Origin of the sequence: Streptomyces sp. NPDC021225, from assembly GCF_044332865.1 — a bacterium.
Classification (GTDB): Bacteria; Actinomycetota; Actinomycetes; order Streptomycetales; family Streptomycetaceae; genus Streptomyces.
Genome location: NZ_JBIRPV010000002.1, coordinates 270,738 through 295,753, shown reverse-complemented (window position 1 = coordinate 295,753; position 25,016 = coordinate 270,738). Strand labels below are relative to the sequence as shown.

The window sequence follows — 25,016 nt, the reverse complement described above, 5'->3', positions numbered from 1 at the left end:
GTCGTCGCCAGCGGACCCGGACAACACAACGACGAGGCGCCCGCCCCCGTCACGGGGGTCGGGCGCCTCGGTCCTGATGTTCTGGCGCTGTTCGCCTCAGAGTTCGCTCAGAGCAATCCGTCCCACATCTGCTCCAGCAGCACCGACCACCAGGTGTCCGGCGACGACAGCGCCGCCGGGTCCAGGCAGGCCAGCTGCGCCTGGAAGTCGACCGTCCAGCGGCCGGCCTGCTCCGGCGTCAGCCCGAACCGCAGCCGCCACATCCGGCCCAGCAGGGCCAGGCAGCGGACGAAGTCCGGCAGCGAGGAGTTGACGAACTGCGGCGGCACGGACGTGCCGCCGGGGCCCGCCTCCACCGGCACCGCCACGATGTGCGCGGTGCCGTACTGCACGCAGAGCTGACGGCCGAAGTCATTGCCCATGACCAGGTACGAGCCCGAGTCCGGCGCGGGCTGCACCCCGCGCTCGGCGGCCAGCTCGGCCAGCGTCGGCACCGGGCGGCCCTGGTGGGCCTGCGCCCAGAAGAACGGCCCGAAGTCCATCGGCAGCCCGGACCAGACCAGCGTCTGCGCGACCACGTCCGGCACGCCCATCCGCGACACCGCCCGCTGGTCGAAGCGGAAGATGCCCTGCGGGCCGAACGACTGGAGCAGTTCCTGCGCGAGCAGCTCCGGCGGCACCGGGGGCACCCGCTGCACCTGGCTGGGGTGCGGCAGCGGCACCCGGTTGGGAGCCGGGCGAGCCGGGCCATCCGCCACCTGGTGCAACTCGCCCTGATGCTCGATCAGGTGGCGCACGCCCTGCTGACGGGTCGCGTGGTCACGCCCGTACGCCGCCGTGTGGCTGATCCGCACCTGCGGCCAGGTCTCCTTGATCATCCGCGCGCAGTAGCCGCCGGGCAGATCGCAGGACTCCAGCTCGGTGTGGAGCTCCAGCACTTGCTGCGGCGGGACGTTCATCCCGCGTAGCTCGTGCAGGATCTGCCACTCGGGGTGCGGGGTGCCCGGCGCGGAACGGCGGATGAGCTGCTGCTCGGAGCCGTCCTGCGCGCGGTAGCGCAGCACCGCCATGTAGCCGGGGCCGACGGTCGGCTGACCGGCCGGCGGCGTGGGGTAGGCGTACGCGCCACCGGGCGGGGGCACGCCGGGGCCGGGCATCCCGGGCGGGGGCGTACCCGGACCGGGCATGCCGGGCGGGGGCGTGCCGCCCGCGAGCATCGTCGCGGCCGCGTGCACCCCACCGGGAGCGCCGGGCTGACCGGGGCCAGGGCCGGGACCCGGGCCGGGGCCGCCGGGGTAGCCGGGGCCGGGCGGCGGGGGCGGCGGGGGCGGCGTCGGCGCACCGCCGGGGCCGGGCACGCCGGGCCGGCCCGGGGCACCGGGGACACCCGGGGCACCGGGCGGACCGGGCGGCTGCGGGCCGCCGGGGCCCGGCGCGCCAGGGACGCCGGGCGCGCCAGGGCTGCCGGCCAGCATCGTCGCCGCCGCATGCACCCCACCAGGAGCACCAGGCACACCAGGAGCCCCCGGGGCACCAGGAGCGCCGGGCGCACCCGGGGCACCGGGCGGACCGGGGAAGTTGGCGGCGGGACCGGGCGGAGGCGGCGTCTGTGCGCCCCCGGCCCCGGGCACGCCCGGCGGACCGGGCGGCTGCGGACCCGACACACCGGACTGGCCCGGGACGCCGGGAGCACCGGGCGGGCCGGGCGGCTGCGGGCCGCCCGCCCCTGGCGCGCCGGGCACGCCAGGCGCGCCAGGACCACCGGCCAGCATCGTCGCCGCCGCATGCACCCCACCAGGAGCACCAGGAGCACCAGGTGCAGCAGGAGCACCCGGGGCGCTCGGCGGAGGCATCGCGCCCGCGCCCGGGGCGCCCGGGGCCAGCGGCGGAGGCGGCGTCTGCGCGCCACCAGGGGCACCAGGAACGCCCGGGGCACCTGGGGCGCCAGGGGCGCCGGGCGGCATCGCGAGGCTCTCGGAGTCGAGCGCCGAGACCAGTTGGGTCGGTACGTACCCTCCGGCCGGCGCGCCCGGGGCACCCGGGCCGGACGGCGGCGGAGTCGGGGTCCGCGGCCCCGGGGCCGGACCGGCGCCGGGAGCGCCCGGCGCACCGGGCGGCGGGGGCGGCGGACCGCCAGGCATCGCCCCGGGAGGCGCGGAGGGCGCCCCGGGGACGCCCGGGCCCGCGGCCGGCGCGCCCGTCGGGGGCGGCATGTCGAGGGCCGGCGCGAGGGCGGTGGGCGGCAGCGCGCTGCCCGCCGACATCAACTCGGTCTTGGCGTCAGGCCGCACGCCCGGCGCCGGGGTGTCCTCGTCGTCCGAGCCCGCGAGCGGCGGGGCAAAGACCGTGACGGGCGGGGCGACCGAGCGGTCGCTGTCGTCGCCCCGGGAGTTGGTGTCGGCGCCCGCCCACGGCGTGCCGCCGGCCGGTGTCGCCGGGGCGCCGGGGGCCGCGGAGCCCGCGGGGGTGGCCCAGGGGCTTCCGGTGCCGGGCTGCCCACCGTGAGAAGCGTCGTCCGAGGGCCGCGCGCCCGCTCCGGCGCCGGGGACGCTCGAACCGGACCCCGGCCAGTCGTCCACCCCGCGGTCGGTCGAACCACCGCCGTACGAAGCAGATGCCGCCGAGGCCGACGCCGCCGGCGCCTGCGACCCCGGCCAGTCGTCGACCGGCTCCGGGTCACGACCGGCCGAGCCGCCCGCCGCGGACGCTCCGGCTCCGGAGCCCGCCGCGCCGGAACCCGGCCAGTCATCCGCCCCGCCGCCGACCGAACCACCACCGTACGAACCCGAACCCGGGCCCGAACCCGCAGCCGCCCCCGCGCTGGAACCAGCCGCGCCAGAACCCGGCCAGTCGTCCGCCCCGCGGTCGGCCGAACCACCACCGTACGAACCAGATGCCGCCGAGGCCGACGCCGCCGGCGCCTGCGACCCCGGCCAGTCGTCCGTTCCCGTTCCCGGCTCGCGGTCGGCGGGCCCGCCCGAGGCCTGCGACCCCGGCCAGTCGTCCACCGCTGCCGGCTCACGGTCCGCGGAGCCGCCCGCCGAGGCCGCCGCACTCGCGTCCGTGCCGGAGTCCGCCCCGGCCCCTGCCCCCGTCCCGGAGTCCGCCGTGGAAGCGCCGCTGCCGCCGCTCGACCGCTGATCGGGGATGCCCCTCGCGTCCGCCGCCTCCTGAAGCCAGTCGGGCGGGGTCAGCAGGAAGGACGTCGCGTTCAGGTCGATGCGCTGGGGCCGCGCGCCCGTGTTCTCCTGGCGGCCGGCCGAGGCCCCGTACTCCTCCTCGTACCGGCGGATGACCTCGCCCACCGGCAGCGCGGGCCACAGGGACGTGTCCCCGCTGTCGCGGGCGATGACCAGCCGGGCGCCGTCGGCGGGCGCGTCCGAGACGGGGCCGTCCGCGCGGTCCTCGGCCCAGGCCACAAAGCCCAGGTCGAACTCCCGCACCCGCACCTCGCGCTGCTGGTAGCCGGGCACATCACCGTTGATCCAGAGCTCCGCGCGCTCCTGCGCCTGAGCGAAGGTCACCATCGCGCTCACCCCTCCACCGGGACGGCGTACGCGAAGCCGCCCTCCACCATCAGGTTGGCCACGGTCTCCAGCTCCGGCGGGTTCCCCGCGAGCCGCAGCAGGAAGGCGTCGAAGTCGTCGCCGCACGGGAGCATCAGGTGCTCGACCCGCTCCTGCACCGTCCAGCCGTCGCGGTCCCGCGCGTCGTCGTACGCGCAGAACCACGCCGAGCCGGCCGCGTCGCCCTTCACCTTCACCGCGATCACTCCGCCCTGGACGAAGCCGACTCCGAGGAAGTCCTTGGTGAAGTGGTCGCGCAGGCACTTGTTGACGTAGACGAGGTCGTTGACCGCGGCCTCGTCGCGCACCGTGAAGAACGGCTGGTCGACCAGGAGCCCGAGCTCCGGGTCCAGCGCGGCGCCGACGGGCGCGCAGCCGCCCGCCGCCTTCAGGAAGGCGCGGTACGCGCCGGGCAGCCGGTAGCCGAGGTCCTCCTCGACGCCGAGCACCTGCTCCTCGGTGACCGACAGGCCGCGCTTGGGCAGCGTGAAGTGGACCGGACGGGTCTCCTGGAGCGGCCGGGTGCCGCGCTTGTCCTGGTCGACGGCGGCCGTGGCGAGCCCGGCGTGGTGCCGCAGCAGCGCCTTCACCTCCACCGGGATCAGCTCCAGGCGGCGGGTGCCGACGACGTGGTGCCAGGTCCAGCCGTGCGGGGTGGCCACGCTCGACGCGCCGTCCCACAGGTCGTGGCCGACGGCGTGCTGTGCGGCGTTGGCGGACACGAAGTCGGTCAGCCGCAGTTCGTCGACGCCGAACCCCTCGGGCGGCTCGGCTATTTCGACCGCCGCGCGCGCATAGGGCGCAAAGTCCGGATAGCCGCTTTCGTCCACTCGCACGCCCTTGGGGTGCCGGGCGGCCCTCACCGGGTCCGGGAAGTGCACGACCTGCCCGGCGTAGGCCGTGTTCGGTGGCGCGGCGTGCTGCCCGAGCCGACCTGTCGTCATGGCGGATGCCCCCTGCTGCTGCTGGCTGGTACGGACAGACTATGCGGTACCGCGACCCCGGACCCCGTCGCGCCCGGACCGCATGACCGGCCCCGGCCAACGGGCGGACCGCCGACCTCCGGCCCGACCTGCACCGGTCTCCCCGGACTTTCGCACCACGCGCCACATTTGGCAGGCTGATCTTCGCAACCGGGGGGATTGCGCGGGAATTGCGCGCGGATTGCGCAGGGAGGAAAGGGGAGGGAACACAGAAGATGCACACCACTCCGAACGGCCACGACGGCGCCGCGCCCGGGCCTGAGCGACCCCGAGGAAGTCGAGGCGGGCCCCCACGCCGCCTGGCACGGCGCCCCCAGCTACCGCTGGGGGTACCCCCGGCTGCGTTGCCGGAGTCGCCCGCCACGCCGCGTCAGCGGCATATCGACCGCAGCGCCCAGTACGAGGACGATCCTCCGCCTTGCGATCCACCGCACCAGACGACGCGGGAACCCACCCCCACTTCCCCGGGGCCGCTCGGCGACCCACGGCTCAGCTGGAGCGAGACCGACGGCGCCGACGGGCCGCCGCCGCTTCTGCACCGCCGCGACGGCATCCTGCCGACCGTCGCCGCCGCGCTGTCCGTCCGCGGCCAGACCCTCACCTCCACCGCGAGCAAGGGCGACCAGCCGCCCCCGCTGCACCCGCTGGTCCAGGACTTCCTGGACACGCTCACCAGCGCACAGCGCGAGCGGTTCACCGGCCGCTGCCCGGAGGCGATCCTGCTGTCCCGCCATCTGACCGGCGTCGAGGCGAACCGGTCCAAGCGCGCCGCCCGCAAGCCGCTCACCCATGGCGAGGCCCGCCGCGCCTTCAAACACGCCAAGATCACCACACGCCGGATCCGCGAGGCCGGCGATCCGCGGCACGGCGGCTACGCCCCGCCGTGCCGGTCCTGTGTGCCGCTGCTGGCCCACTTCGGCGTACGGACCGTGGGGCACGAGCCCGGGGCCGGGGCCGCGGCGGGCCCGGTGAGGGGCTGACGTTGGACACATCCAGACGCGTACGAAGCATGGACTCGACCCGCTTCGCCGTCCCCGTCGACGCCGCCCTGCGCGAGGCGGGCTGGCAGCCGGGGCGCCGTAACGTCCACCAGGCCGAGGTCTGGGCGGACACCCTGCGCGCCCACACCTCCCCGGCCGGGCATCTGCACGCCATCTTCCCGGCGGCCGTCGAGGCGTGGGCGGAGTTCGGGGGCCTGCGGGTCATCCCGCCCGGGGCCGGGCGGCACATCGCGCCGACGCCGTTTCACCTCGATCCGCTGCACGGTCTGCATCTGGCCCGGACCTTGGGCGACCTGGGGCGGGCGCTGGGCACGGAACTCTGCCCGCTGGGCGAGGAGGCCGACGGACAGGCGTTGCTGACCATCGACGCGGAGGGCCGGGTGTACAGCCTGGACCACACCGGGGACTGGTTCCTGGGCCCGGACATCGACGCGGCGCTGACGGCGTTGGTGACGGGGGTACAGCCGCAGCGCCTGCCGCGCGGGTAGCGGCTCGACGGGCGGCGACTCTGAGGAATCACCCACACTTTCGAGCCAATTTCGAGCAGGGATGAATAGGGCAAAAAACCCACATTCGCCCCTGCCCCGCTATGCGCTCCGCCCTATGCGCTCTTCGCCCGCTCGGCGTCCCGGTCCCACACCGGGAGATCCACCCGGCCGTTGCCCGCACGATCCGGTGCGCCATCCGCCGTACGGTCCGGGATGACCGCCGAGACCCGGAAGCCGCCCGACTCCGTGGCCCCCGACACAAAACCGCCGCCGAGCGTCGTCACCCGCTCCTTCATCCCCAGCAGGCCGTTGCCGCCGCTCGGCAGCCCCGCGTCCGCCGCGCCCCGCTCCGAGGGGCCGTTCTCCACCAGCACCGCGACCTCCGAGGGCCGGCGGGCGAGCCGGACCCGCGCCTTCGCGCCCGGCGCGTGCTTGTGGACGTTGGTCAGGGCCTCCTGCACCACGCGGTACGCGGTCTGCTCGACCCGGGGGGCGTAGCCGCGCTCCTCCCCCTCGACCGACAGCTCGACGACCATCCCGGCCGCCCGCGACTGCCCGACCAGGGTCTCCAGCTCCGCCAGCCGCGGCCCGCCCGCGACGCCGGCGGGCGCCCCGGCCGGCCCCGCGCCCCCGGCCGCACGCGCGCTCCCCGCGCCCTCCGCGGCCGACGCCCCGGCCGCCTCCGCCGCGGCCGACGCCGCGGCGGCCACCGCCGCCAGCGGCACCGGCTGCGCGTCCCGGCGGGCGCCGGCCGAGGCCGGGGCCCGCTGGCCGACGTCCTGGGAGCGCAGCACGCCGAGCATCTGCCGCAGCTCGGTCAGGGCCTGGCGGCCCATGTCGCCCACCAGCGCCGCGTTCTTCGCGGCCTTCTCCGGGTCCTTGAGGGCGACCGCCTGGAGGGCCGCCGCGTGCACCACCATCAGGCTCACCCGGTGGGCCACCACGTCGTGCATCTCCCGCGCGATGCGGGTGCGCTCCTCGTTACGGGCCCACTCGGCCCGTTCCTCCGCGCGGTCCGCCAGCAGCGACAGCTCGCGCTCCAGGCCGTCCGCCCGCTCCCGCAGGCTCTCCACGAGCCGGCGCCTGGCCCGTACGTACAGCCCGAGCAGGATGGGCGGCGCGGTAAGACCCAGGGACATCACCACCGCGACCAGCGGGATCACCCACACGGTGGAATCCGCGCCGCTGCCGCCGGTGCGGTGCATGTCCTCCTGGAAGCGGATGGTGGAGATGATGAGCGTGCCCACGCCCGACATCCCGGCCAGCACGGCCGTGATCCGGCGCGGCACCTCGGAGGAGGCCAGGGTGTAGAGGCCGACGATGCTGAGCATGAGGCCCATCTCCGCGGGGGTGACCGCGATCGATATGAGCACCACGGCGATCGCCCAGCGCCGCCGCAGCAGCAGCGTGGCGCCGACGACCAGCCCCGTCGCCACTCCGGCGGCGACCGGGATGCGCGCGTCATGGGCGAAGGCGACGCCCTCCGCGGCGCACTCGACCGCGGACAGGACGGCGATCACGATGTCCAGCACCATGCTCCGCCGCCGCGGCCACCACCACGGCCCGGCGGGCGCGCCCCGCGCGCCCGCCGTTTCGGCTTCCCCCGTATCCCCCGTCGAAGTCATACCGACAGACTACGGCCGGATGCGGGCGGTTTGACCCGGGACACGAGGGCCGGAGCGCGCTCGGCCCGGGGATCGCCGGTATGTGATTCGCGCGACGCGGCTTGTGATCTGTCCGGCGCAGCGGGGGGCTCTACCGTCGCGTCGAGGGCGCTCGGTACGGCATAGTGGTGGAGGCCAAGTCGGCCACCCCCACCAGGTGTCCGACTTTGACCGATTTACCATCCCCTGTGGTGTAATCAGGCAGCACACCGGTTTTTGGTACCGTTTGTCAAGGTTCGAATCCTTGCAGGGGAGCTCGCATTCCGCCCCCCGATCTTCCGACCGGGGACCCACCCTCGTTTCCGCCCCGAAACCTCTCGGTATCCTGCGGGTGTCCACCCCGAGCCGAGCCCGAAGGGCACATCCGTGAGCGTCAACCGCCCGGCAGCCGTCGTCGTCCTCGCAGCGGGTGAGGGCACCCGCATGAAGTCGGCGACTCCCAAGGTCCTGCATGCGATCTGCGGCCGGTCCCTCGTCGGGCATGTCGTCGCCGCCTCCCGCGAGCTGTCCCCCGAGCACCTGGTGGTCGTCGTCGGCCACGCCCGCGAGCAGGTCACCGCCCATCTCGCGGAGATCGACGCCGAGGTGTGCACCGCCGTGCAGCACGAACAGAACGGCACCGGGCACGCCGTCCGGATGGGGCTCGAGCAGCTCTCCAACAGCGGGGTCGCCCTGGACGGCACCGTGGTCGTCGTCTGCGGGGACACCCCGCTGCTGACCGGCGAGACCCTGGGCCGCCTCTCCGAGACCCACGCCACCGAGGGCAACGCTGTGACCGTCCTCACCGCCGAGGTCCCCGACGCGACCGGCTACGGCCGCATCGTGCGCGACGGGGCGAGCGGCGCGGTCACCGCGATCGTGGAGCACAAGGACGCCACCGACGCCCAGCGCGCGATCCGCGAGATCAACTCCGGGGTCTTCGCGTTCGACGCCCAACTGCTGATCGACGCCCTGGGCAAGGTGCGGACCGACAACAGCCAGGGTGAGGAATACCTCACCGATGTGCTGGGCATCCTGCGCGAGGCCGGGCACCGCGTCGGCGCCTGTGTGGCGGGCGACCACCGCGAGATCGTCGGCATCAACAACCGGGTGCAGCTCGCCGAGGCGCGCCGGCTGCTCAACGACCGGCTGCTGACCCGGGCCATGCTCGACGGGGTGACCGTCGTCGACCCGGCCACCACCTGGGTGGACGCCACCGTCACCTTCGAGCCGGACGCCGTGGTGCACCCCGGCACCCAGCTGCTTGGCGCCACCCACCTCGCGGCGCACGCCCAGGTCGGCCCGAACTCCCGGCTCACCGACACCACCGTCGGCGAGGGCGCGACCGCCAGCTTCACCGTCGCCGAGGGCGCGGAGATCGGCGCGGCCGCGAGCGTCGGCCCGTACGCGTATCTGCGCCCGGGCACCCGGCTGGGCGCCAAGGCCAAGGCGGGTACGTACGTGGAGATGAAGAACGCCCGGATCGGCGAGGGCACCAAGGTGCCGCACCTCTCCTACGTAGGCGACGCGACCATCGGCGAGTACACCAACATCGGTGCCGCCAGCGTGTTCGTGAACTACGACGGCGTCAACAAGCACCACACCACCATCGGCAGCCACTGCCGTACCGGAGCGGACAACATGCTTGTGGCTCCGGTCACGATCGGGGACGGCGCCTACACCGCCGCCGGCTCGGTCATCACCAAGGATGTGCCCCCGGGCTCGCTCGCTGTCGCACGCGGCCAGCAGCGGAATATCGAGGGTTGGGTCGCCCGCAAGCGTCCCGGAAGCGCCGCCGCGAGGGCCGCCGAGTCGGCCCACGAGGAGGCCGCGGGCGAGGGATGACCCGCGCACGGGTGCGCCGTGCGGGGCGTACGGTGATAAGCGCATCAAAGTGACATCCAAGGAGACTTGCTGTGACCGGGATCAAGACGACCGGCGAGAAGAAGCTCATGCTCTTCTCCGGCCGCGCCCACCCCGAGCTGGCCGAGGAGGTCGCCCACGAGCTGGGCGTCAGCTTGGTCCCGACCAAGGCATTCGACTTCGCGAACGGCGAGATCTACGTCCGTTTCCAGGAGTCCGCGCGAGGCGCCGACTGCTTTTTGATCCAGAGCCACACGGCTCCGATCAATAAATGGATCATGGAGCAGCTCATCATGGTCGATGCGCTGAAGCGGGCTTCCGCGCGCTCCATCACCGTGATCGTGCCGTTCTACGGCTATGCCCGCCAGGACAAGAAGCACCGCGGCCGTGAGCCCATCTCGGCCCGGCTGATCGCCGACATGCTCAAGACCGCGGGCGCCGACCGGATCCTCACGGTCGATCTGCACACCGACCAGATCCAGGGCTTCTTCGACGGCCCGGTCGACCACCTCTTCGCGCTGCCGGTGCTCGCGGACTACGTGGGCGCCAAGGTCGACCGCGACAAGCTGACCGTGGTCTCCCCGGACGCGGGCCGGGTGCGCGTCGCCGACCGCTGGTGCGACCGGCTCGGCGCCCCGCTGGCCATCGTGCACAAGCGCCGCGACCCGGACGTGGCCAACCAGGTCACCGTCCACGAGGTCGTGGGCGATGTGCGGGGCCGGGTCTGCGTCCTGGTCGACGACATGATCGACACCGGTGGCACCATCTGCGCCGCGGCGGACGCGCTGTTCGCCAACGGCGCGGAGGACGTCATCGTGACGGCCACCCACGGCGTGCTGTCCGGCCCGGCCGCGGACCGGCTGAAGAACTCGAAGGTGAGCGAGTTCGTCTTCACCAACACCCTGCCCACCCCGAACGAGGTCGAGCTCGACAAGATCACCGTGCTGTCGATGGCGCCGACCATCGCCCGCGCGGTCCAGGAGGTCTTCGAGGACGGCTCGGTGACCAGCCTCTTCGAGGAGCAGTGATGGCCGCCGGCGAGTTAGGACCCGGCGCCCCGAGCGCTCGCCGACCGATCTGAGGCCACCCCGCGAGGGGTGGCCTCAGCCATGTGCCGAGGCATGAGTCCCGGGACGGTAGAATTGCCGGGTTGCTCGGCGAGGGAAGCTGTGTGCGGTGATGTACGCGGCTCGTCCGTTATCGACGCGCTCTTCGTAGAGATGGTCTGTCGTGGGCCGGGTGACGGCCGTCAGATCCGCTTGCCGTCAGATCCGCTTTCAGCGGACACAGCGGCATACAACGACTACGAGGAGTGCAGCCATGGCTGAGGTCAAGATTTCCGCCAAGAACCGTACCGAGTTCGGCAAGGGTGCCGCCCGCCGCGCCCGCCGCGAGGGCCTGGTCCCGGGTGTGGTGTACGGCCACGGCTCCGAGCCCGTCCACGTCAACCTGCCGGGCCACGACCTGATGCTCGCGCTCAAGACCCCGAACGTGCTGCTCAGCCTCGACGTCGAGGGCAAGAAGGAGCTCGTCATCCCCAAGGCGGTCCAGCGCGACGCCATCAAGGGCTTCCTCAAGCACGTGGACCTGCTCCTGGTGAAGCGTGGCGAGAAGGTCACCGTCGAGGTCCCGGTCCAGACCGAGGGCGAGCTGGCCCCGGGCGGCAACCTGCTCGAGCACGTGCTGAACGCGCTGCCGGTCGAGGCCGAGGCCACCCACATCCCGCAGGCGGTCACCGTCTCGATCGCGGGCCTGGACGCCGGTCACTCCGTCCTCGCCAAGGACATCACCCTGCCGGCCGGCACCACCCTGGCCGTGGAGGAGGACGCCGTCGTGATCCAGGTCGTCTCCGCCCAGGCCGAGGCCCCGGCCGCCGAGGGCGAGGCCGAGGGCGAGGAGGCGTAACAACGCCCGAGGAGGCGTCACGCGCCGAGGCCTGAGGCCGAGGCGCCACGCCACCCCCTGCCCGTTCCGGCCGCCGTCCCGCCCCCGCCCCTCCCGGGGCCGGGCCCGGGGCGGCGGCCGGTCCTTCACCTCCAGGAGAGAGGTCAGATGACGGACGAAGCTAGCCCCTGGCTCGTCGTGGGCCTCGGCAACCCCGGGCCCGAGTACGCCGGCAACCGCCACAACGTCGGCTTCATGGTGGCCGACCTGCTGGCCGACCGCATGGGCGGCCGGTTCAAGGCGCACAAGTCCCGCGCCCAGGTCGTCGAGGGGCGCCTCGGCGCGCCCGGCCCGGCGAGCCGCCGGGTGATCGTCGCCAAGCCCATGTCGTTCATGAACCTCTCGGGCGGCCCCACCACCGCGCTGCGCGACTTCTACAAGGTGCCGGTCGGGCATGTCATCGCCATCCACGACGAACTGGACATCGACCACGGCGCGCTCCGGCTCAAACTCGGCGGGGGTGACAATGGCCACAACGGCCTGAAGTCGATCACCAAATCGCTCGGCCCCGACTACTTCCGCGTCCGCTTCGGGATCGGCCGGCCCCCCGGCCGGATGGACGTCGCGGCCTTTGTGCTGAAGGACTTCTCCGCATCTGAGCGCAAGGAGTTGGACTATTTCGTGGACCGCGCGGCGGACGCGGTGGAGACGCTGATCGTCGACGGTCTGGAGCGCGCGCAGTCCACGTACAACTCCTGAGAATCCGCCCGCGCGGCCCTCGGCGGAGGTTGACCGGCGGGCCAGGGTGTCGCCAGGATCGCGGCCATGTCTTCCACCGGCACGATCAAACGCAGCCGTAAGCGGCGGGCGAGCGAGAGCGCATACGGGCTGCTGCTCGTCACCAAGAACGTGGTGATGGCGCTCCTCGCGCTGTTCGTTCTGGTCGCGGGGGTCTGGTACTCGTGGGCGACCGCCAAGCCGGCGATGTTCACCAAGAACCTCGAACGCGGCACGATCACGGTCGCCGCCTGCGACGACGACTGGTGCACGGGCGCCTTCACGCCCATGGACGGCTCCGGCCGTGCCCGTGCGAAGGTGCGGATCGACAAGGCGGTCACCGACGGCCGGGGCGAGCGCCTGCTGGTGGCTCTCAAGCCCGGCTCGGACGAAGCGGTACGGACCGGCATGACCGGAATCCTGCACGCCTGGGTGCCCTTCGCGGGCTCCCTCCTGCTGGCCGCGCTCATGGTCGCCGGCGGCCTCCGCCTCCGCCGCACCGCGTGGGCCCTGGGCCTCACCGGCGCGGCCCTCCTCGCCGCGTCCTTCGCCACCCTGACGTTCTGACGCCCCGCCCCCAAGGCAAAGACCGCGGCCTGGGCCACTCCGCGAGGAGCGGCCCAGGCCGCGGTCATCTCGGGGGCGGACCGCAGGTCACCCCGTGTTGCGCAGGCCCGCCGCGACGCCGTTGACCGTCAGCAGCAGGGCCCGGGCGAGCAGCGGGTCGGCGTCCTCGCCGCGCTCGTGGGCGGTGCGCTGGCGGCGCAGCAGCGAGACCTGGAGGTAGGAGATCGGGTCCAGGTAGGCGTCACGGACATGGAAGGTCTGCTTCAGCACCGGGTTGGAGTCCAGGAGCTCCGTCTCGCCAGTGATCCGCAGCACCTCCCGCACGGTGAGCTCGTGCTCCGCCCGGATGGTGTCGAAGACGTGCTTCAGCTCGTCCGGCACCAGCGTGTCGACGTAGTGCCGGGCGATCCGCAGATCGGTCTTGGCGAGCGTCATCTCCACGTTGGACAGGAAGTTCCGGAAGAAGTGCCAGTGCTGGTGCATCTCGTCCAGGGCCGCGTCGAGCCCCGCCTCGCGGGCGGCCTTGAGCCCGGAGCCGACGCCGAACCAGCCGGGCACGATCTGCCGCGACTGCGTCCAGCCGAAGACCCAGGGGATGGCCCGCAGCCCGTCCAGGCCGGCGCCGGAGTCCGGGCGCCGGGAGGGGCGGGAGCCGAGGTGGAGCTCGGCGAGCTGGTCGACGGGGGTGGAGGCGAAGAAGTACGCGGGCAGGTCCGGGTCCTCCACCAGCGCCCGGTAGGCGCCGTGGGCGGCGTCCGAGACGGTGTCCATCGCGGCGTCCCAGCGGGCCAGGGCCTCGTCGGACTGGCGCGGGGCGGTGTGCAGGGCGGAGGCCTGGAGCGTGGCGGCGACGGTCAGCTCCAGGTTCTCCCGGGCGAGCGACGGCACCAGGTACTTGTCGGAGATGACCTCGCCCTGCTCGGTGACCTTGATCTCGCCCTCCAGCGTGCCCCAGGGCTGGGCGAGGATCGCGTCGTGGGTGGGGCCGCCGCCGCGGCCGACGGTGCCGCCGCGGCCGTGGAAGAGGCGCAGCCGTACGCCGTGCCGGTGGGCGACGTCGCGGAGCAGCCGCTGGGCGCGGTGGATCTCCCACTGGGAGGTGGTGATGCCGCCGAACTTGGAGGAGTCGGAGTAGCCGAGCATGACCTCCTGGACATCGCCGCGCAGGGCGACCAGCCGCCGGTAGGAGGGGTCGGAGAGCATGTCGTCGAGGAGCTGGTCGGCGATCTTGAGCTCTTCGGTGGTCTCCAGCAGCGGCACGATGCCGATCTTGGCCCAGCCGGCGTGCAGATCGACCAGCCCGGCCTCGCGGGCGAGGACCGCGGCGGCGAAGACGTCGTCCGAGCCCTGGCACATGGAGATGATGTACGACTCGACGATCTCGGGGCCGAACCGCTCGAAGGCCTCGCTGATGGTGTGGAAGACGCCGAGGGTCTTGGCCCCGGCGGCGTCCAGCGGGGCGGGGGTGGGGGCGAGCGGTCGGCGCGAGCGCAGCTCCTTGGCGAGCAGCTTGCGGCGGTAGTCGCGCGGCATGTCGGCGTACCGCCAGGACTCCTCGCCGAGGCGGTCGAAGAGCTGGCCGAGCGCGTGGTGGTGGGCGTCGGCGTGCTCGCGCACGTCCATGGTGGCCAGCTGGAGCCCGAACGCGGCAAGGGTGCGGATGGCGCGCTCCATGCGGCCGTCGGCGATCAGCTGGCCGCGGTGGGCGCGCAGGGACTCCTGGATGAGGTGCAGGTCGGCCAGGAGCTCGGCGGTGCCCAGGTAGTCGCGCCCCGGCTGGTGGGGGGTGCCGCCGGCCAGGCGGGCGCGGGTGTTGAGGAGCTTCTGCCGGACGCAGGTGGCCTTGAGGCGGTAGGGCTCCTCGGCGTTCAGCCGCTTGTAGCGGGGGCTGATCTCGGGGAGCAACTCCAGGTCGCGCTGGAGGGAGTCCAGCAGCTCCTCGGAGGCGTCGGAGTTGCGGATGGAGCTGGAGAGGGCGGCCCGCAGGTCGTCGACGACGGCGAGGGCGTCGGTGATCCCGTGCTCGTGCTGGAGGATCAGCACGTCCCAGGTCACCTGGGGGGTGACGTTGGGGTTGCCGTCGCGGTCGCCGCCGATCCAGGTGCCGAAGGTGAGCGGGCGGGTGCCGGCGGGCAGCGGGGCGCCGACCCGCTCCAGCTCGGCGGACAGGTCCTCCAGCACATCGCCGACGGCGTTGGCGTGCAGCTCGTCCAGGTAGTAGATCGCGTTGCGCGCCTCGTCGGCGGGCTCGGGGCGGGCGACGCGCAGCTCGTCGGTCTGCCAGAGGAGGTCGATGTTCTCGGCCAGGCGCAGGTCGGTGCGGCGCTTGTCGCCCCCGACGGCGAGGGTGTCGAGCAGCTCGGCGATCCGGCGCAGCTTGTTCAGGACGGTGCGCCGCGCGGCCTCGGTGGGGTGGGCGGTGAAGACGGGGCGGACGTTGAGGTGGCGGACCGTCTCCCGCAGATGCTCGGGGTCGGCGTCCTTGAGCTGGTCGGCGGTGCGGGAGAGCAGGCCGCCCTCGGCGGCGCGCTTGGCGCGCAGCTCGCGGCCGCGGTGGACCTGCTCGGTGATGTTCGCCAGATGGAAGTAGGTGGAGAATGCGCGTACGAGCTTGGCCGCCGTCTCAAGATCCGTGGAGCCGAGCAGCTCCGCGGCGGCCTCGCCGTCGCTACGGGTGAGAGCGCGGACGCGCTCGACGAGGTCGAGGAGGTCGGGGCCCTCCTGACGGACCAGGGTTTCGCCGAGTAGGTCACCCAGACGGCGGATATCGGCGCGCAGGGCGGCGTTGGTGTTGTCGGCACTGCTCACAGGTGCGGGCTCCTTGCAGTGATCGGGCACTGGTCGGGGGAACGACGGGGCCGAAAACGCCGTGGCACGGCTGCTCCGGACGTGATGCGGCTCCACCGCGTGGCGCGGCCCCGGGACCCCCGAGCTATCGGCGATGTGCGGACCACGCTGTCCGACGCCACCAGGATAGGCGGCACACCCTCGGGGGAATCCATAGCCCTATTGCCCCGCTTCGGGGCCCTGCCATACTTACGTCGCCGTAGGTTACGGTCCCGTAGCCGTACCCCCGAGCCCCACGAGGGATCCCATGACTGCAAGCCCCGACGTGATCCAAGACGCGCCGAAGGCCCAGGAGCACCCACTTCCCTCCGCCACGCTCGGCGGGGACAGCAAGCGCTCCATCGAACAGATCACCCTGCTGCTGTTCATCACCGTCCCCTTCCTCGCCCTGGCCGCGGCCATCCCGCTGGCCTGGGGATGGGGAGTCAGCTGGCTCGATCTGGCCCTGATGGTCGCCTTCTACTACATCGGCTGCCACGGCATCACCATCGGCTTCCACCGCTACTTCACCCACGGCTCCTTCAAGGCCAAGCGGCCGCTGCGGATCGCGCTGGCGATCGCCGGGTCGCTGGCGGTGGAGGGGCCGCTGGTGCGCTGGGTGGCCGACCACCGCAAGCACCACAAGTTCTCCGACGCCGAGGGCGACCCGCACTCCCCCTGGCGGTACGGGGAGAGCGTCCCGGCGCTGATGAAGGGCCTGTGGTGGGCGCACATCGGCTGGATGTTCGACGAGGAGCAGACCCCGCAGCACAAGTACGCGCCCGACCTGATCAAGGACGACGCGATCCGCCGCGTCTCCCGGCAGTTCGTGGTCTGGACGCTGGTCTCGCTGCTGCTGCCCGCGCTGATCGGCGGGCTGGCGACCTGGTCATGGCAGGGCGCGGCGACCGCGTTCTTCTGGGGGTCGCTCGTCCGGGTGGCGCTGCTGCACCATGTCACCTGGTCGATCAACTCGATCTGCCACGCGGTCGGCAAGCGGCCCTTCAAGTCGCGCGACCGGTCCGGCAACGTGTGGTGGCTGGCGGTGCTCTCGTGCGGCGAGTCCTGGCACAATCTGCACCACGCCGACCCGACCTCCGCCCGCCATGGCGTGATGAAGGGCCAGCTGGACTCCAGCGCCCGGATCATCCGCTGGTTCGAGAAGGCCGGCTGGGCCTATGACGTGCGCTGGCCCAATGAGGCCCGTATCGACGCCCGCCGTAAAGAGGAAACCGCCGAAGCGGCATGATGGGGGGCGTGGCGACCGACAGTAATACCAGCGGTAACAAGGACCGGGCGGCCCGCGCCTCCGGATCCGGATCCCGGCGCACCCGCCGGGTGCGGATGACCGGCAAGGAGCGCCGGGAGCAGCTGCTGGACATCGGTCGCACGCTCTTCGCCGAGCGCGGCTTCGAAGCCACGTCGGTGGAGGAGATCGCGGCCAAGGCCGGGGTCTCCAAGCCGGTGGTCTACGAGCACTTCGGCGGCAAGGAGGGGCTGTACGCGGTCGTGGTGGACCGCGAGATGCGCCGGCTGCTGGACATGGTGACCGGGGCGCTGACCGCGGGCCACCCCCGCGAGCTGCTGGAACAGGCGGCCTTCGCCCTGCTCGACTACATCGACACCTACACCGACGGCTTCCGCATCCTGGTGCGCGACTCCCCCGTCGCCCAGTCGACGGGCACCTTCTCCTCACTGATCAGCGATATCGCCACCCAGGTCGAGGACATCCTGGGCCTGGAGTTCAAGGCCCGCGGCTTCGACCCGAAGCTCGCCCCGCTCTACGCCCAGGCGCTGGTGGGCATGGTCGCGCTCACCGGCCAGTGGTGGCTGGACGCGCGCCGGCCGAAGAAGGCCGAGGTGGCGGCCCATCTGGTGAATCTGGCCTGGCACGGCCTGGACGGGCTGGAGCCCAAGCCCCGGCTGATCGGTCACCGCAAGTCCTGACCGACTTCCTCACCGGCTGAGGGCTGGTCCGCGCCCCTCCCCCCGGTGGATGATGTGAGCTACGGGGGAGGGGGCTGCATATGTCCACGGGGGAACGGTCCGAGGCGCGTAAGAAGACGGTCGGGGCGGGGCCGGGCTTCTGTCATGCGCTGGGCCTGATGGTGCTGGTGATCTCGGAGTGGGTGCGGGCCGATCTGAAGGACGCGACCTCGCTCGCTTCGGGCTCGTATCTGAAAGACATGATCCAGTTCGCGGCCGAGCTGTCCGAGACGGACTGGTACAAGCCCGCCGTGGATCTCTACGACAATCTCTCCTTCGGTCAGCCGCGCGCCGCCCTGTGGGCGGCCGTCTTCATGGCGCTGGCGGTGCGGCTCAACCGGCACGGCCCGGAAGAGGCCCAGCAGGTGCTGTCCTGGGTGACCGCCGCGTACTGTCTGCTGGCCACGGTGGCCCTCCTGCCGTACCTCGCCGCCCCGGGCGGCGGCGGGCTCATCCTGCTGCTCGCGGTGAGCGCGGGCGTGGTGAGCGTGGCGACGCTCTGAGTCAGCCCCGGTACACCATGGTGCACAGCAGCGTCCGGCCGCCGTTGACCAGCCACGACCAGTAGTACGTACGGTCGCCCTGGACCCGGGCGCAGTCGTACGCGGAGCGGGTCGCCGGGGCCTTGTAGACGCCGGTGATGTGCAGGACCTGGTTGTACCGGGAGGGGACCCGCTTCGCGTCACAGTCCACCGCGGTCATCAGCCCGGCCCGCATCTGCGTCGACTGCCCGCTGCCCGACTGCTTCGCCAACAGGCAGTAGCCCACCTTGAACTGACGGGTCAGGCACAGGGCGATGGTCTGCCCCCGCGAGGTGTACGACATATAGCCGCGGCCCGACCCCTGGGTGCAGCCGCTGCTGCTGGAGCGGACCCCGGTCACCCACATATAGGCGTTGCCCGCGCCGCACCCGACCCGGTAGGGAATCCCGGTGTTGTAGTCGCCGCGGCCGGTGTCGTAGACGGCGAGACAGTCACCGGGGCTCACCGCCCGGAACGCCTCCGCGGTGGGGTCCGGCGCCGGGGTGGGCGCGGCGGGCTGCTGCGTCCGCACCGACCCGCCCCCTCCCCCGCTGCCGCCGCCACTGCCGCCGCCCGTCTGCTGCCCGCCGCCTCCGGAGCCATAGCTGGGCGGCGATGAGGTGGGCAGGCCGCTCGGCAGACCACTGGGCACACCGCTGGGTATCCCACTGGGCAGCGACGGCAGGCGCGAGGAGCCGCTGGACGGGAGGGCGCCCGCGAAAGAGGTCTTGTCGTCGTCCTCGACGACCTGCGGAAGCACCAGGACCGCGAAGGCGAGGGCGGCGGCGACCAGAATCCACACGCCGCGCTGCCGCTGCTCCTCGCTGCTGCCCCCGTTCGTACCCGAACCAGCCCCGCCCGACGCGCTGTCCATGGCTCTCCCCCGAGAACATAAGCCTTGGCCCACCCTGTGTTGTTCAGCACATCCACGGTCTCATGACGCACGGCCCAAGGGGAACGCTGCGGCAAAGCGTGCCTGGCATGTGACCTTGACCGACTGTGCCGGTGTCAGGCAAGCAGGGCCGCGCGCAGCTCCGGGCGTTGTAATCGCTCCAGCGTCTCGTCCCCGACCTCAAAGGCGAAGACCGTCCTGGCCTTCGGTAACACCGCCTGGCGAAGCATGAACTGGGCAACATCGGCGAAGGGCTGTTCACGGATGGTGCGGACGGCCACTGTCATCTTGCCTTCGTTCGCCTGCTCCCAGCCGCGCTGCCAGGTATCCAGGCACATGCTCACTACATCCCGTGCACCACATCGGGCGTTGGGCAGGTCGTCCCTGTTCAGCCCGCACACCTCCAGCGTCGTCCGTCCCTTGTCCGTCAGCCCGGTGTACTCGCCGTTCGCCAGACCCAGGTACAGATGCTCGAAAGGATCTTCCCGAGTGGGATCGATGAGCAGCGGCTCACCCAGACTGTCCAGGGGAAAGCGATCCCCCTTGTGGTGGCTGTTGCATGCCGTACAGGCGAGGAGGTGGTTCAACCAATCGAAGGTCCGCAGGGGGTTGATCGCCAACGGCTCGAAGTGGTCGACGTCCGTGCTGAGGTCGTCACAGCAGTACATGCAACAGCGGTTGCCATGCGCCATCTGGCCCAATAACTCGCGCAGCGGGGTGACGAGCCTGCGTCGATGGGTGGTGTGGCTCCACAGCCCGCGCGCGATGTCATACCGCTCCTCCGGGCCGGCCTTCGTCACTCGTTCGGTCAGTTCCGCCGCGTGAGCCGCCAGCTGTCGCGGCAGCTCGATGCGCTGTATCCGGATCATTCGTCAAAGGCCCCGAGACGCCTTAAGCGGGCCTCCACCTCCGAGACCCTGGTGCGTGGCGAGCTCTTCAGCTTCTCCCTCAGCGCTCCGTGGCGGGCTTCCTCTTCATGTGTGGCGTGGCCCGTGACCACACGAGCCTCCAGCGCCACCAGTTCCCGTCGCAGCTCCTGGGCCTCATCCGAATACGGGGTGTCAAGGCCGAACAGGTCCGAAAGCGCCGCGTCGTCACCTGTGCCGTAAACGATGCGCTTCCACAATGCCTCGGATACGACCTCCGGTGGCCTTGGCTCATCCGGTCCCGGCAGCCTGATCAGACCGCGCTCGTCAGCGGCCTGGCAGATGTAGGGGCTGTGCGTCGTCACGATGAACTGGATGGCCGGAAAATGCGCCTTGAGCCACTCCCCGATGCGCCGCTGCCAGGAGACGTGGAGGTGTGCGTCGATCTCGTCGATGAGGACCACGCCCGAATGGGGCAGATACGGCTCGGGGCCCTGCTCGCCGCCACGCCACTTGAGATCCAGGTGTCCATATGCGGAATGCATCCGCCAGACGATGTCGAGGACCAGTGCGATTACGGTGCGAAACCCATCACTCATTTGGTGCAGTGGAAATTTCACGCTCGCACCGTCATCCCGGCGAAGCCATGGCCCATCGGAATCGACATCAACGATGCGGTAGCCATCGGGCAGGAGATCATCGTTGAGCAGTGCGAATACGGTGTCCAGAAGTTCCTGGGCTCCGGCGCGCCCCTCCATGCGGTAGAGATGCGCGGAGACCAGCCAGTCGACAGCCTCGGTCAACGCGGCCCCCTCTTGGAAGAGGGTGCGCAGCGCGGCAGCGCGGCTCGCGGCGCCGCGCTGGGCGGCACGGGATTGGCGCTCGTGGTACATCCCGGCCCCGGACAACCTGCGGAACGGGCCGTACCCGGCGTGGAACCAGCCCATCGGCGACGAAGACCACAGTGAGCCGGCCTGCCGACTCCCGCTGAACTTCACCTCAGTGGGCATGACATCGCCCGATTCCGGAAACAGCGCGTCCTCGGGCTTCCACTGGAGCCGAACCTGGAATTCAGAGGTCCGAGACCCGTGCCCCATCGCCTTGCCGCCCCCTGGATCTTCTGTGCGGTCGGCCATCAGTACCGCCGTGAGCGAGGCATGCTCCCGGCCGTCCGACAACCAGCCCTCCAGCTCCGCATCCAACTGGGCGGCCCGCCGGTTTCCCGCGAGGCACAGCGCGATGGCACGCAGTAACGTGGTCTTGCCCGAGCCATTGCGCCCGGCCAGCACCGTCCACCCGGCGTAGCCGCCGTCGGGCCGGGTGAAGTCGAGATCCACGGTGCGCGGCCCGTGGAACCCACGGACACCGTCGAGCCGTAACCCCGCCACGTACACCGACTCACCCTTTCTCGCTGCTACAGGATGTATACACGCTGTCGCATCAGCAATGTACGGATTGTGGAAAACCTCAGCCGACCGGAAGCACCCGCGTGTGGGGCTGGCCGTTCAGGTGGGAAGGTCCCACCGGCCCGCTTTGACCTCGGCGAGGAACGACGCGAAGGCATCGGCGGAGAAGGCCAGCACGGGACCGTCCGTGTTCTTGGAGTCACGAACCCCGACGTGGGCGCGGAGGTCTGCCACCTCAACGCACTCGTTGCCTTCTGGACCGCTGTAAGTGCTCTTGAACCAGACGGTCGCGGGCGATATTCGGTCGGTCATGAGGTCAGCTCCTGTCGGGTTTTTGCCAACCGCCGCAGCGAGGCCGAGGTGTCGGCCGCCTGAGAACGAAGGTAATCGAAGGTCAACTTATAAGCACCGACTTCTTCGGCGTCATCGAGGTACAGGCCACGGCGGCGCATCTCGATGTAGACGACTGCCATGGAGTTGAGGGGGTTGCGTGCGTCGTCCCGGCCAAGGATGACGAAGTGGCCGGACCCTGCGGCGTGGGCTCCGGCAGTGAACGGGAGAAGCTGAATGTCGATGTTGGGCCGATGCGCCGTCTCGTAGAGGTGGTCCAACTGCTCAGCCATCACCCTGTCGTCACCCACGATGCGCCGGAGTACGGCTTCGTCCAGGATCACCCACAAATGCAGGGCGCTGTCCCGGTCGAGGATGCCCTGACGCTGCATGCGGGCATCAACCAAGCGCTCGACCTTCTCATTGGGCGTTCGCAATTCGGTCGCATTGTGGATCGCGGTGGCGTAAGCGCGAGTCTGAAGGAGGCCGGGGACGACGTTGTTCGCGTACACGTGCTCGTACGCGGCCTCTTGCTCGAAGGAGACCAGGGGATCCATCCACTCCGGCACCGCGCTGTTGCCGACCCACCATCCTTCGGATTGGGACCTGGCCACCTTCACCAGCGCGTCCCGCTCCTCTGCCGACGCATCGCAGGCATCGGCCAGTGCCTTGACCGTGGCCCAGCGAATGCGGGCACGGTCCTGCCAAGCTTCGTACCGACTCACCGTCGCTTTGCTCACGCCCGCGCGCTCCGCGACCTGAGTTTGTGTCAGGCCGCAACGCTCCCGCAAGGAGATCAAGCCCCGGGCGATCTGCATGCGCCCAGCCGGCCCCGTCATCGTGGCAGTCATCCCCAGCTTCCTCCTTCGAGTCAGCCGAGAGTCGCCGTCGGCTGTCCGTTGAACGCGTCGCCGATCGTATGGCCGCAGCCGACGTCAGGTTGACGATCCAGGCGGCCAGTCACCCACATTGATGAACTCTACTGAAGATGAGGCCAGTTATTGGAATCCAATGACTAGCTTCTCGTTAGGCGTCGCAGGCACGTGTCGAACTGCTGAGGAGCCGCCATGACACCGCACACCCCCGCCGAATTGGCCGTCACCACCGGAGCCCGGCTCGCCGATATCCAGTGGGCTTGGCAGGCCGGACGAGCAGCCGAGGTACCAATCGGCCCGACGTGGGACGTGGCCCGCGTAACCCGGACGATCGGGACGGCAGTCCTGCACCAGCTACGGGCCCGGGGCACGCCCATCGGCCTCGTCCTGGAAGTGCCACCGCGGGCAACGGTCGAATTCCTCGCGCCGCCAGGCTGCTCCGCAAGCTGGCCACCGCTGACCGGGACTCGCTGCGTCGCCTCCGGCATGATGCGCTGGCCATCGCCCGGCGCGAACCTGCGCACCGGCGTACGCGCCGCCTGCGGCCGTCGTTGGATCGTGGAGCCGAACGCGGCCGACGTGCTGACCACTGACGACGATGAGCTGTGCGAGGCGGTCGCCGCGACCCTCGCGCGTTTTGCCCGAGCGTGGCTCGCGGACCGCCCCACTCAGGAGGTCGGTCGTGGACCAGTACGTCGCGTCTCTTGAGGCGATCAGCACCGCCCTCGGAGGCACCAGCCCGGATGGGCTGAGCCTGCTGACGCTGCCGGGCCGCGATCTGGCGTCCGCCGGTGTGGCCCGTCGGCACGTGCGGGGAACGGCTCACGTCTGGGGCCTGCTGGTGGAGGTCACCGAAGCGCTGGAGGCGGTGGTGGGCGAGCTCGCCGCCAACGCGCTGGAGCATACGAAAAGCAGCACCATCACAGTCACGCTTGCCCTGGCGGGACAGTCGACCGTCATTGCCGTGACCGACGAAGGCGTAGACGGGACCGCAGCCGGGTGCTGTCCGGGCCAGGACAGCGAGCATGGCCGGGGCCTGCTGATCGTTGCCGCAGTGGCCGAACACTGGGGGCAATGCCGCACCCCGCAGGGGCTGACCGTGTGGGCAAAGGTCGGCGGAACGCGTCCTCTGGCGCACGCCACCGCTGGAACGGACCGAGGTGGCGTCAGCCAAGCCGCACTGCCGGTGACTTCCTGAGTTGTGGTGAGTATCGGACAGCGACACGCCGACACCACGGCGTGTCGCTGTCCGATACTCACCGCAAAGTCAGCCGCTACGGCGAGCCGCGGTCGTCGACCGGGTCGTGGGAGTAAAAGCGGCGGTGACCCGGCAGGTTCTCGTCCCAGACGACCTCGACGCCTCCCTCCGCCAGCCGCGCCGCGAGGGCATCGATACCCGTTACCCGGATGCCCGGGTGGGCCTTCTTCGACGGCCGGAAGTCCTCCTCGACGCCGAGGTGGAGCTGAACCGGGCCGCATCGGAACCACAGACCGCCGCGCGCCGCCAGGACGGGGGGCTTGGGGATCTCGGTCATGCCGAGCGCTTCGCCGTAATACGTGCGGAGCGCGCCCTCGGCGCCTGGCGGGGCGGCCAGCTGCACATGGTCGATCGCGGCGAGCCTCATTCCGCCTTCCGGGCGACGACGAAGATGCGGCGGAAGGGGAAGGCCGTGCCGTGCGGGCCGGGCGGGTAGACCTTGCGGAGGAGTTCGGCGTATTCGGCCAGGAAGGCGTCGCGGGCCGTCGGGTCGTCCTGGAGGGCGGTGAGGACGGGGCGCAGGGCGGTGCCCTTGACCCAGTCGAGCACCGGGTCGGGGCCGGTCAGCATCTGGATGTAGGTGGTCTCCCAGGCGTCGACCTCGCAGCCGAGGGCGGCCAGCCGCTCCAGGTAGGCGGCCGGGTCGAGGACCGGGGCGGGGCGGCTGCCGTGGGCGGAGAGGCGGTCTCGCCAGCGGGGGGACTCGCACAGGCCGGCCAGCAGGGTGTGGCTGGGCGCGGTGAAGTTGCCCGGGACCTGGAAGGCGAAGGTGCCGCCGGGGCGGAGGGCGGAGATCCAGGCCGGGAAGGACTCGGGGTGGCCGGGGACCCACTGGAGCAGCGCGTTGGAGACGATCAGGTCGAAGGTCTCCTCGGGCACCCAGCGCCCGGCGTCGGCGGGGCGGAAGTCGAGCAGGCCGCCGCCCTCGGCGGGGGCCTGGTGGGCGCGGGCCGCCTCCAGCATCTCCGGGGAGTTGTCGAAGCCGGTGACATGGGCGTCGGACCAGCGGTCGAAGAGCAGGACGGTGACATTGCCGGCGCCGCAGCCGAGGTCGGCGATGCGGGGCGGGCGGCCGGGGGCGGTGGGGAGGTCGGGCACGCGGGCCAGGAGGTCGAGGAAGGGGCGAGTGCGATGGCCGGCATGGCGGAGGTACTGGCCCGGATCCCAGGTGGGTGAAGACTGCATGACGAAGCTCCCTGACAGGTGCACATGGTGCGCGGTGCGATCCACGCTGTCCGGGCCTACCGTGCTCCAGGAGGTATCTTGATGTCAAGAGACTTCATG

General features: G+C 71.6%; 23 protein-coding genes and 1 tRNA gene. 13 read left to right on the top strand and 11 right to left on the bottom strand.

Going from position 1 to position 25,016, the window contains the following annotated elements:
• Positions 1-107 precede the first annotated feature (107 nt).
• The gene (locus ACH4S9_RS09410) at positions 108-2,579 is read right to left on the bottom strand and encodes an SUKH-4 family immunity protein (protein WP_398371799.1); all 2,472 of its coding nucleotides are present in this window, start codon (positions 2,577-2,579) and stop codon (positions 108-110) included.
• 953 nt (positions 2,580-3,532) lie between these two features.
• Positions 3,533-4,510 (bottom strand): SMI1/KNR4 family protein, encoded by a 978-nt coding sequence (locus tag ACH4S9_RS09405; RefSeq protein WP_398370899.1) that lies wholly within the window; start codon positions 4,508-4,510, stop codon positions 3,533-3,535.
• A gap of 383 nt (positions 4,511-4,893) precedes the next feature.
• Between ACH4S9_RS09405 and ACH4S9_RS09400 the strand changes: the two genes are divergently transcribed.
• Positions 4,894-5,529: a YwqJ-related putative deaminase gene (locus tag ACH4S9_RS09400; RefSeq protein ID WP_398370897.1), complete on the top strand. Its 636-nt coding sequence runs from the start codon at positions 4,894-4,896 to the stop codon at positions 5,527-5,529.
• 29 nt (positions 5,530-5,558) lie between these two features.
• On the top strand, positions 5,559-6,038 hold the full coding sequence (locus ACH4S9_RS09395) for an SUKH-3 domain-containing protein (protein WP_385351908.1): 480 nt from the start codon (positions 5,559-5,561) through the stop codon (positions 6,036-6,038).
• A 113-nt stretch (positions 6,039-6,151) separates the two neighbouring features.
• Here ACH4S9_RS09395 and ACH4S9_RS09390 read toward each other — a convergent pair whose 3' ends face one another.
• Complete coding sequence (locus ACH4S9_RS09390; RefSeq protein WP_398370895.1) at positions 6,152-7,663, bottom strand: sensor histidine kinase; 1,512 nt, start codon at positions 7,661-7,663, stop codon at positions 6,152-6,154.
• A 221-nt stretch (positions 7,664-7,884) separates the two neighbouring features.
• On the opposite strand from ACH4S9_RS09390, the gene ACH4S9_RS09385 reads away from it, so the two are divergent.
• From ACH4S9_RS09385 to ACH4S9_RS09360, 6 genes are all read left to right on the top strand, one after another.
• A tRNA-Gln gene (locus ACH4S9_RS09385) sits at positions 7,885-7,957 on the top strand.
• A gap of 111 nt (positions 7,958-8,068) precedes the next feature.
• On the top strand, positions 8,069-9,526 hold the full coding sequence (glmU, locus tag ACH4S9_RS09380; RefSeq protein WP_398370893.1) for a bifunctional UDP-N-acetylglucosamine diphosphorylase/glucosamine-1-phosphate N-acetyltransferase GlmU: 1,458 nt from the start codon (positions 8,069-8,071) through the stop codon (positions 9,524-9,526).
• Positions 9,527-9,597: 71 nt separating this feature from the next.
• On the top strand, positions 9,598-10,572 hold the full coding sequence (locus tag ACH4S9_RS09375; RefSeq protein ID WP_311726323.1) for a ribose-phosphate diphosphokinase: 975 nt from the start codon (positions 9,598-9,600) through the stop codon (positions 10,570-10,572).
• Between the two features lie 292 nt (positions 10,573-10,864).
• Positions 10,865-11,449 carry a 50S ribosomal protein L25/general stress protein Ctc gene (locus tag ACH4S9_RS09370; RefSeq protein WP_311726324.1) on the top strand — a complete coding sequence of 195 codons (585 nt, stop codon included), beginning with the start codon at positions 10,865-10,867 and terminating at the stop codon, positions 11,447-11,449.
• A gap of 147 nt (positions 11,450-11,596) precedes the next feature.
• Positions 11,597-12,187 (top strand): aminoacyl-tRNA hydrolase, encoded by a 591-nt coding sequence (gene pth / locus ACH4S9_RS09365; RefSeq protein ID WP_398370890.1) that lies wholly within the window; start codon positions 11,597-11,599, stop codon positions 12,185-12,187.
• Between the two features lie 66 nt (positions 12,188-12,253).
• Positions 12,254-12,772 (top strand): hypothetical protein, encoded by a 519-nt coding sequence (locus tag ACH4S9_RS09360; RefSeq protein WP_398370888.1) that lies wholly within the window; start codon positions 12,254-12,256, stop codon positions 12,770-12,772.
• Positions 12,773-12,859: 87 nt separating this feature from the next.
• Here the strand turns inward: ACH4S9_RS09360 and ppc are convergent, their stop codons facing one another.
• Positions 12,860-15,580: a phosphoenolpyruvate carboxylase gene (gene ppc, locus ACH4S9_RS09355; RefSeq protein WP_385348731.1), complete on the bottom strand. Its 2,721-nt coding sequence runs from the start codon at positions 15,578-15,580 to the stop codon at positions 12,860-12,862.
• A 286-nt stretch (positions 15,581-15,866) separates the two neighbouring features.
• Here ppc and ACH4S9_RS09350 point away from each other — a divergent pair, with 286 nt between their 5' ends.
• From ACH4S9_RS09350 to ACH4S9_RS09340, 3 genes are all read left to right on the top strand, one after another.
• Positions 15,867-16,847, top strand: coding sequence for an acyl-CoA desaturase (locus ACH4S9_RS09350; protein ID WP_385348729.1), 981 nt, complete (start codon positions 15,867-15,869; stop codon positions 16,845-16,847).
• Positions 16,847-17,545 (top strand): TetR/AcrR family transcriptional regulator, encoded by a 699-nt coding sequence (locus tag ACH4S9_RS09345; RefSeq protein ID WP_311726498.1) that lies wholly within the window; start codon positions 16,847-16,849, stop codon positions 17,543-17,545. The genes ACH4S9_RS09350 and ACH4S9_RS09345 overlap by 1 nt, the downstream gene beginning before the upstream one ends.
• A gap of 80 nt (positions 17,546-17,625) precedes the next feature.
• A complete protein-coding gene (locus ACH4S9_RS09340) occupies positions 17,626-18,087 on the top strand; it encodes a hypothetical protein (protein ID WP_311726329.1) in 462 nt (153 codons plus the stop codon).
• 1 nt (position 18,088) lies between these two features.
• On the opposite strand, the gene ACH4S9_RS09335 is transcribed toward ACH4S9_RS09340, so the two are convergent.
• From ACH4S9_RS09335 to ACH4S9_RS09315, 5 genes are all read right to left on the bottom strand, one after another.
• Positions 18,089-18,979: a hypothetical protein gene (locus ACH4S9_RS09335; RefSeq protein WP_311726330.1), complete on the bottom strand. Its 891-nt coding sequence runs from the start codon at positions 18,977-18,979 to the stop codon at positions 18,089-18,091.
• 134 nt (positions 18,980-19,113) lie between these two features.
• A complete protein-coding gene (locus ACH4S9_RS09330) occupies positions 19,114-19,866 on the bottom strand; it encodes a hypothetical protein (protein ID WP_311726331.1) in 753 nt (250 codons plus the stop codon).
• Positions 19,863-21,251 carry an AAA family ATPase gene (locus ACH4S9_RS09325; protein ID WP_385348734.1) on the bottom strand — a complete coding sequence of 463 codons (1,389 nt, stop codon included), beginning with the start codon at positions 21,249-21,251 and terminating at the stop codon, positions 19,863-19,865. Before ACH4S9_RS09325 ends, ACH4S9_RS09330 begins: the two co-directional genes overlap by 4 nt.
• 117 nt (positions 21,252-21,368) lie before the next feature.
• Complete coding sequence (locus ACH4S9_RS09320) at positions 21,369-21,581, bottom strand: DUF397 domain-containing protein (RefSeq protein WP_311726333.1); 213 nt, start codon at positions 21,579-21,581, stop codon at positions 21,369-21,371.
• On the bottom strand, positions 21,578-22,450 hold the full coding sequence (locus ACH4S9_RS09315) for a helix-turn-helix transcriptional regulator (protein WP_311726334.1): 873 nt from the start codon (positions 22,448-22,450) through the stop codon (positions 21,578-21,580). Before ACH4S9_RS09315 ends, ACH4S9_RS09320 begins: the two co-directional genes overlap by 4 nt.
• 216 nt (positions 22,451-22,666) lie before the next feature.
• Between ACH4S9_RS09315 and ACH4S9_RS09310 the strand changes: the two genes are divergently transcribed.
• Both ACH4S9_RS09310 and ACH4S9_RS09305 read left to right on the top strand, forming a co-directional pair.
• On the top strand, positions 22,667-23,182 hold the full coding sequence (locus ACH4S9_RS09310; RefSeq protein WP_398370884.1) for a hypothetical protein: 516 nt from the start codon (positions 22,667-22,669) through the stop codon (positions 23,180-23,182).
• Positions 23,157-23,672 carry an ATP-binding protein gene (locus ACH4S9_RS09305; protein ID WP_311726336.1) on the top strand — a complete coding sequence of 172 codons (516 nt, stop codon included), beginning with the start codon at positions 23,157-23,159 and terminating at the stop codon, positions 23,670-23,672. The genes ACH4S9_RS09310 and ACH4S9_RS09305 overlap by 26 nt, the downstream gene beginning before the upstream one ends.
• Before the next feature lie 76 nt (positions 23,673-23,748).
• On the opposite strand, the gene ACH4S9_RS09300 is transcribed toward ACH4S9_RS09305, so the two are convergent.
• Both ACH4S9_RS09300 and ACH4S9_RS09295 read right to left on the bottom strand, forming a co-directional pair.
• Positions 23,749-24,099 carry a glyoxalase gene (locus ACH4S9_RS09300; RefSeq protein ID WP_311726338.1) on the bottom strand — a complete coding sequence of 117 codons (351 nt, stop codon included), beginning with the start codon at positions 24,097-24,099 and terminating at the stop codon, positions 23,749-23,751.
• A complete protein-coding gene (locus ACH4S9_RS09295; protein WP_398370882.1) occupies positions 24,096-24,917 on the bottom strand; it encodes a trans-aconitate 2-methyltransferase in 822 nt (273 codons plus the stop codon). Before ACH4S9_RS09295 ends, ACH4S9_RS09300 begins: the two co-directional genes overlap by 4 nt.
• Positions 24,918-25,016: the final 99 nt, after the last annotated feature.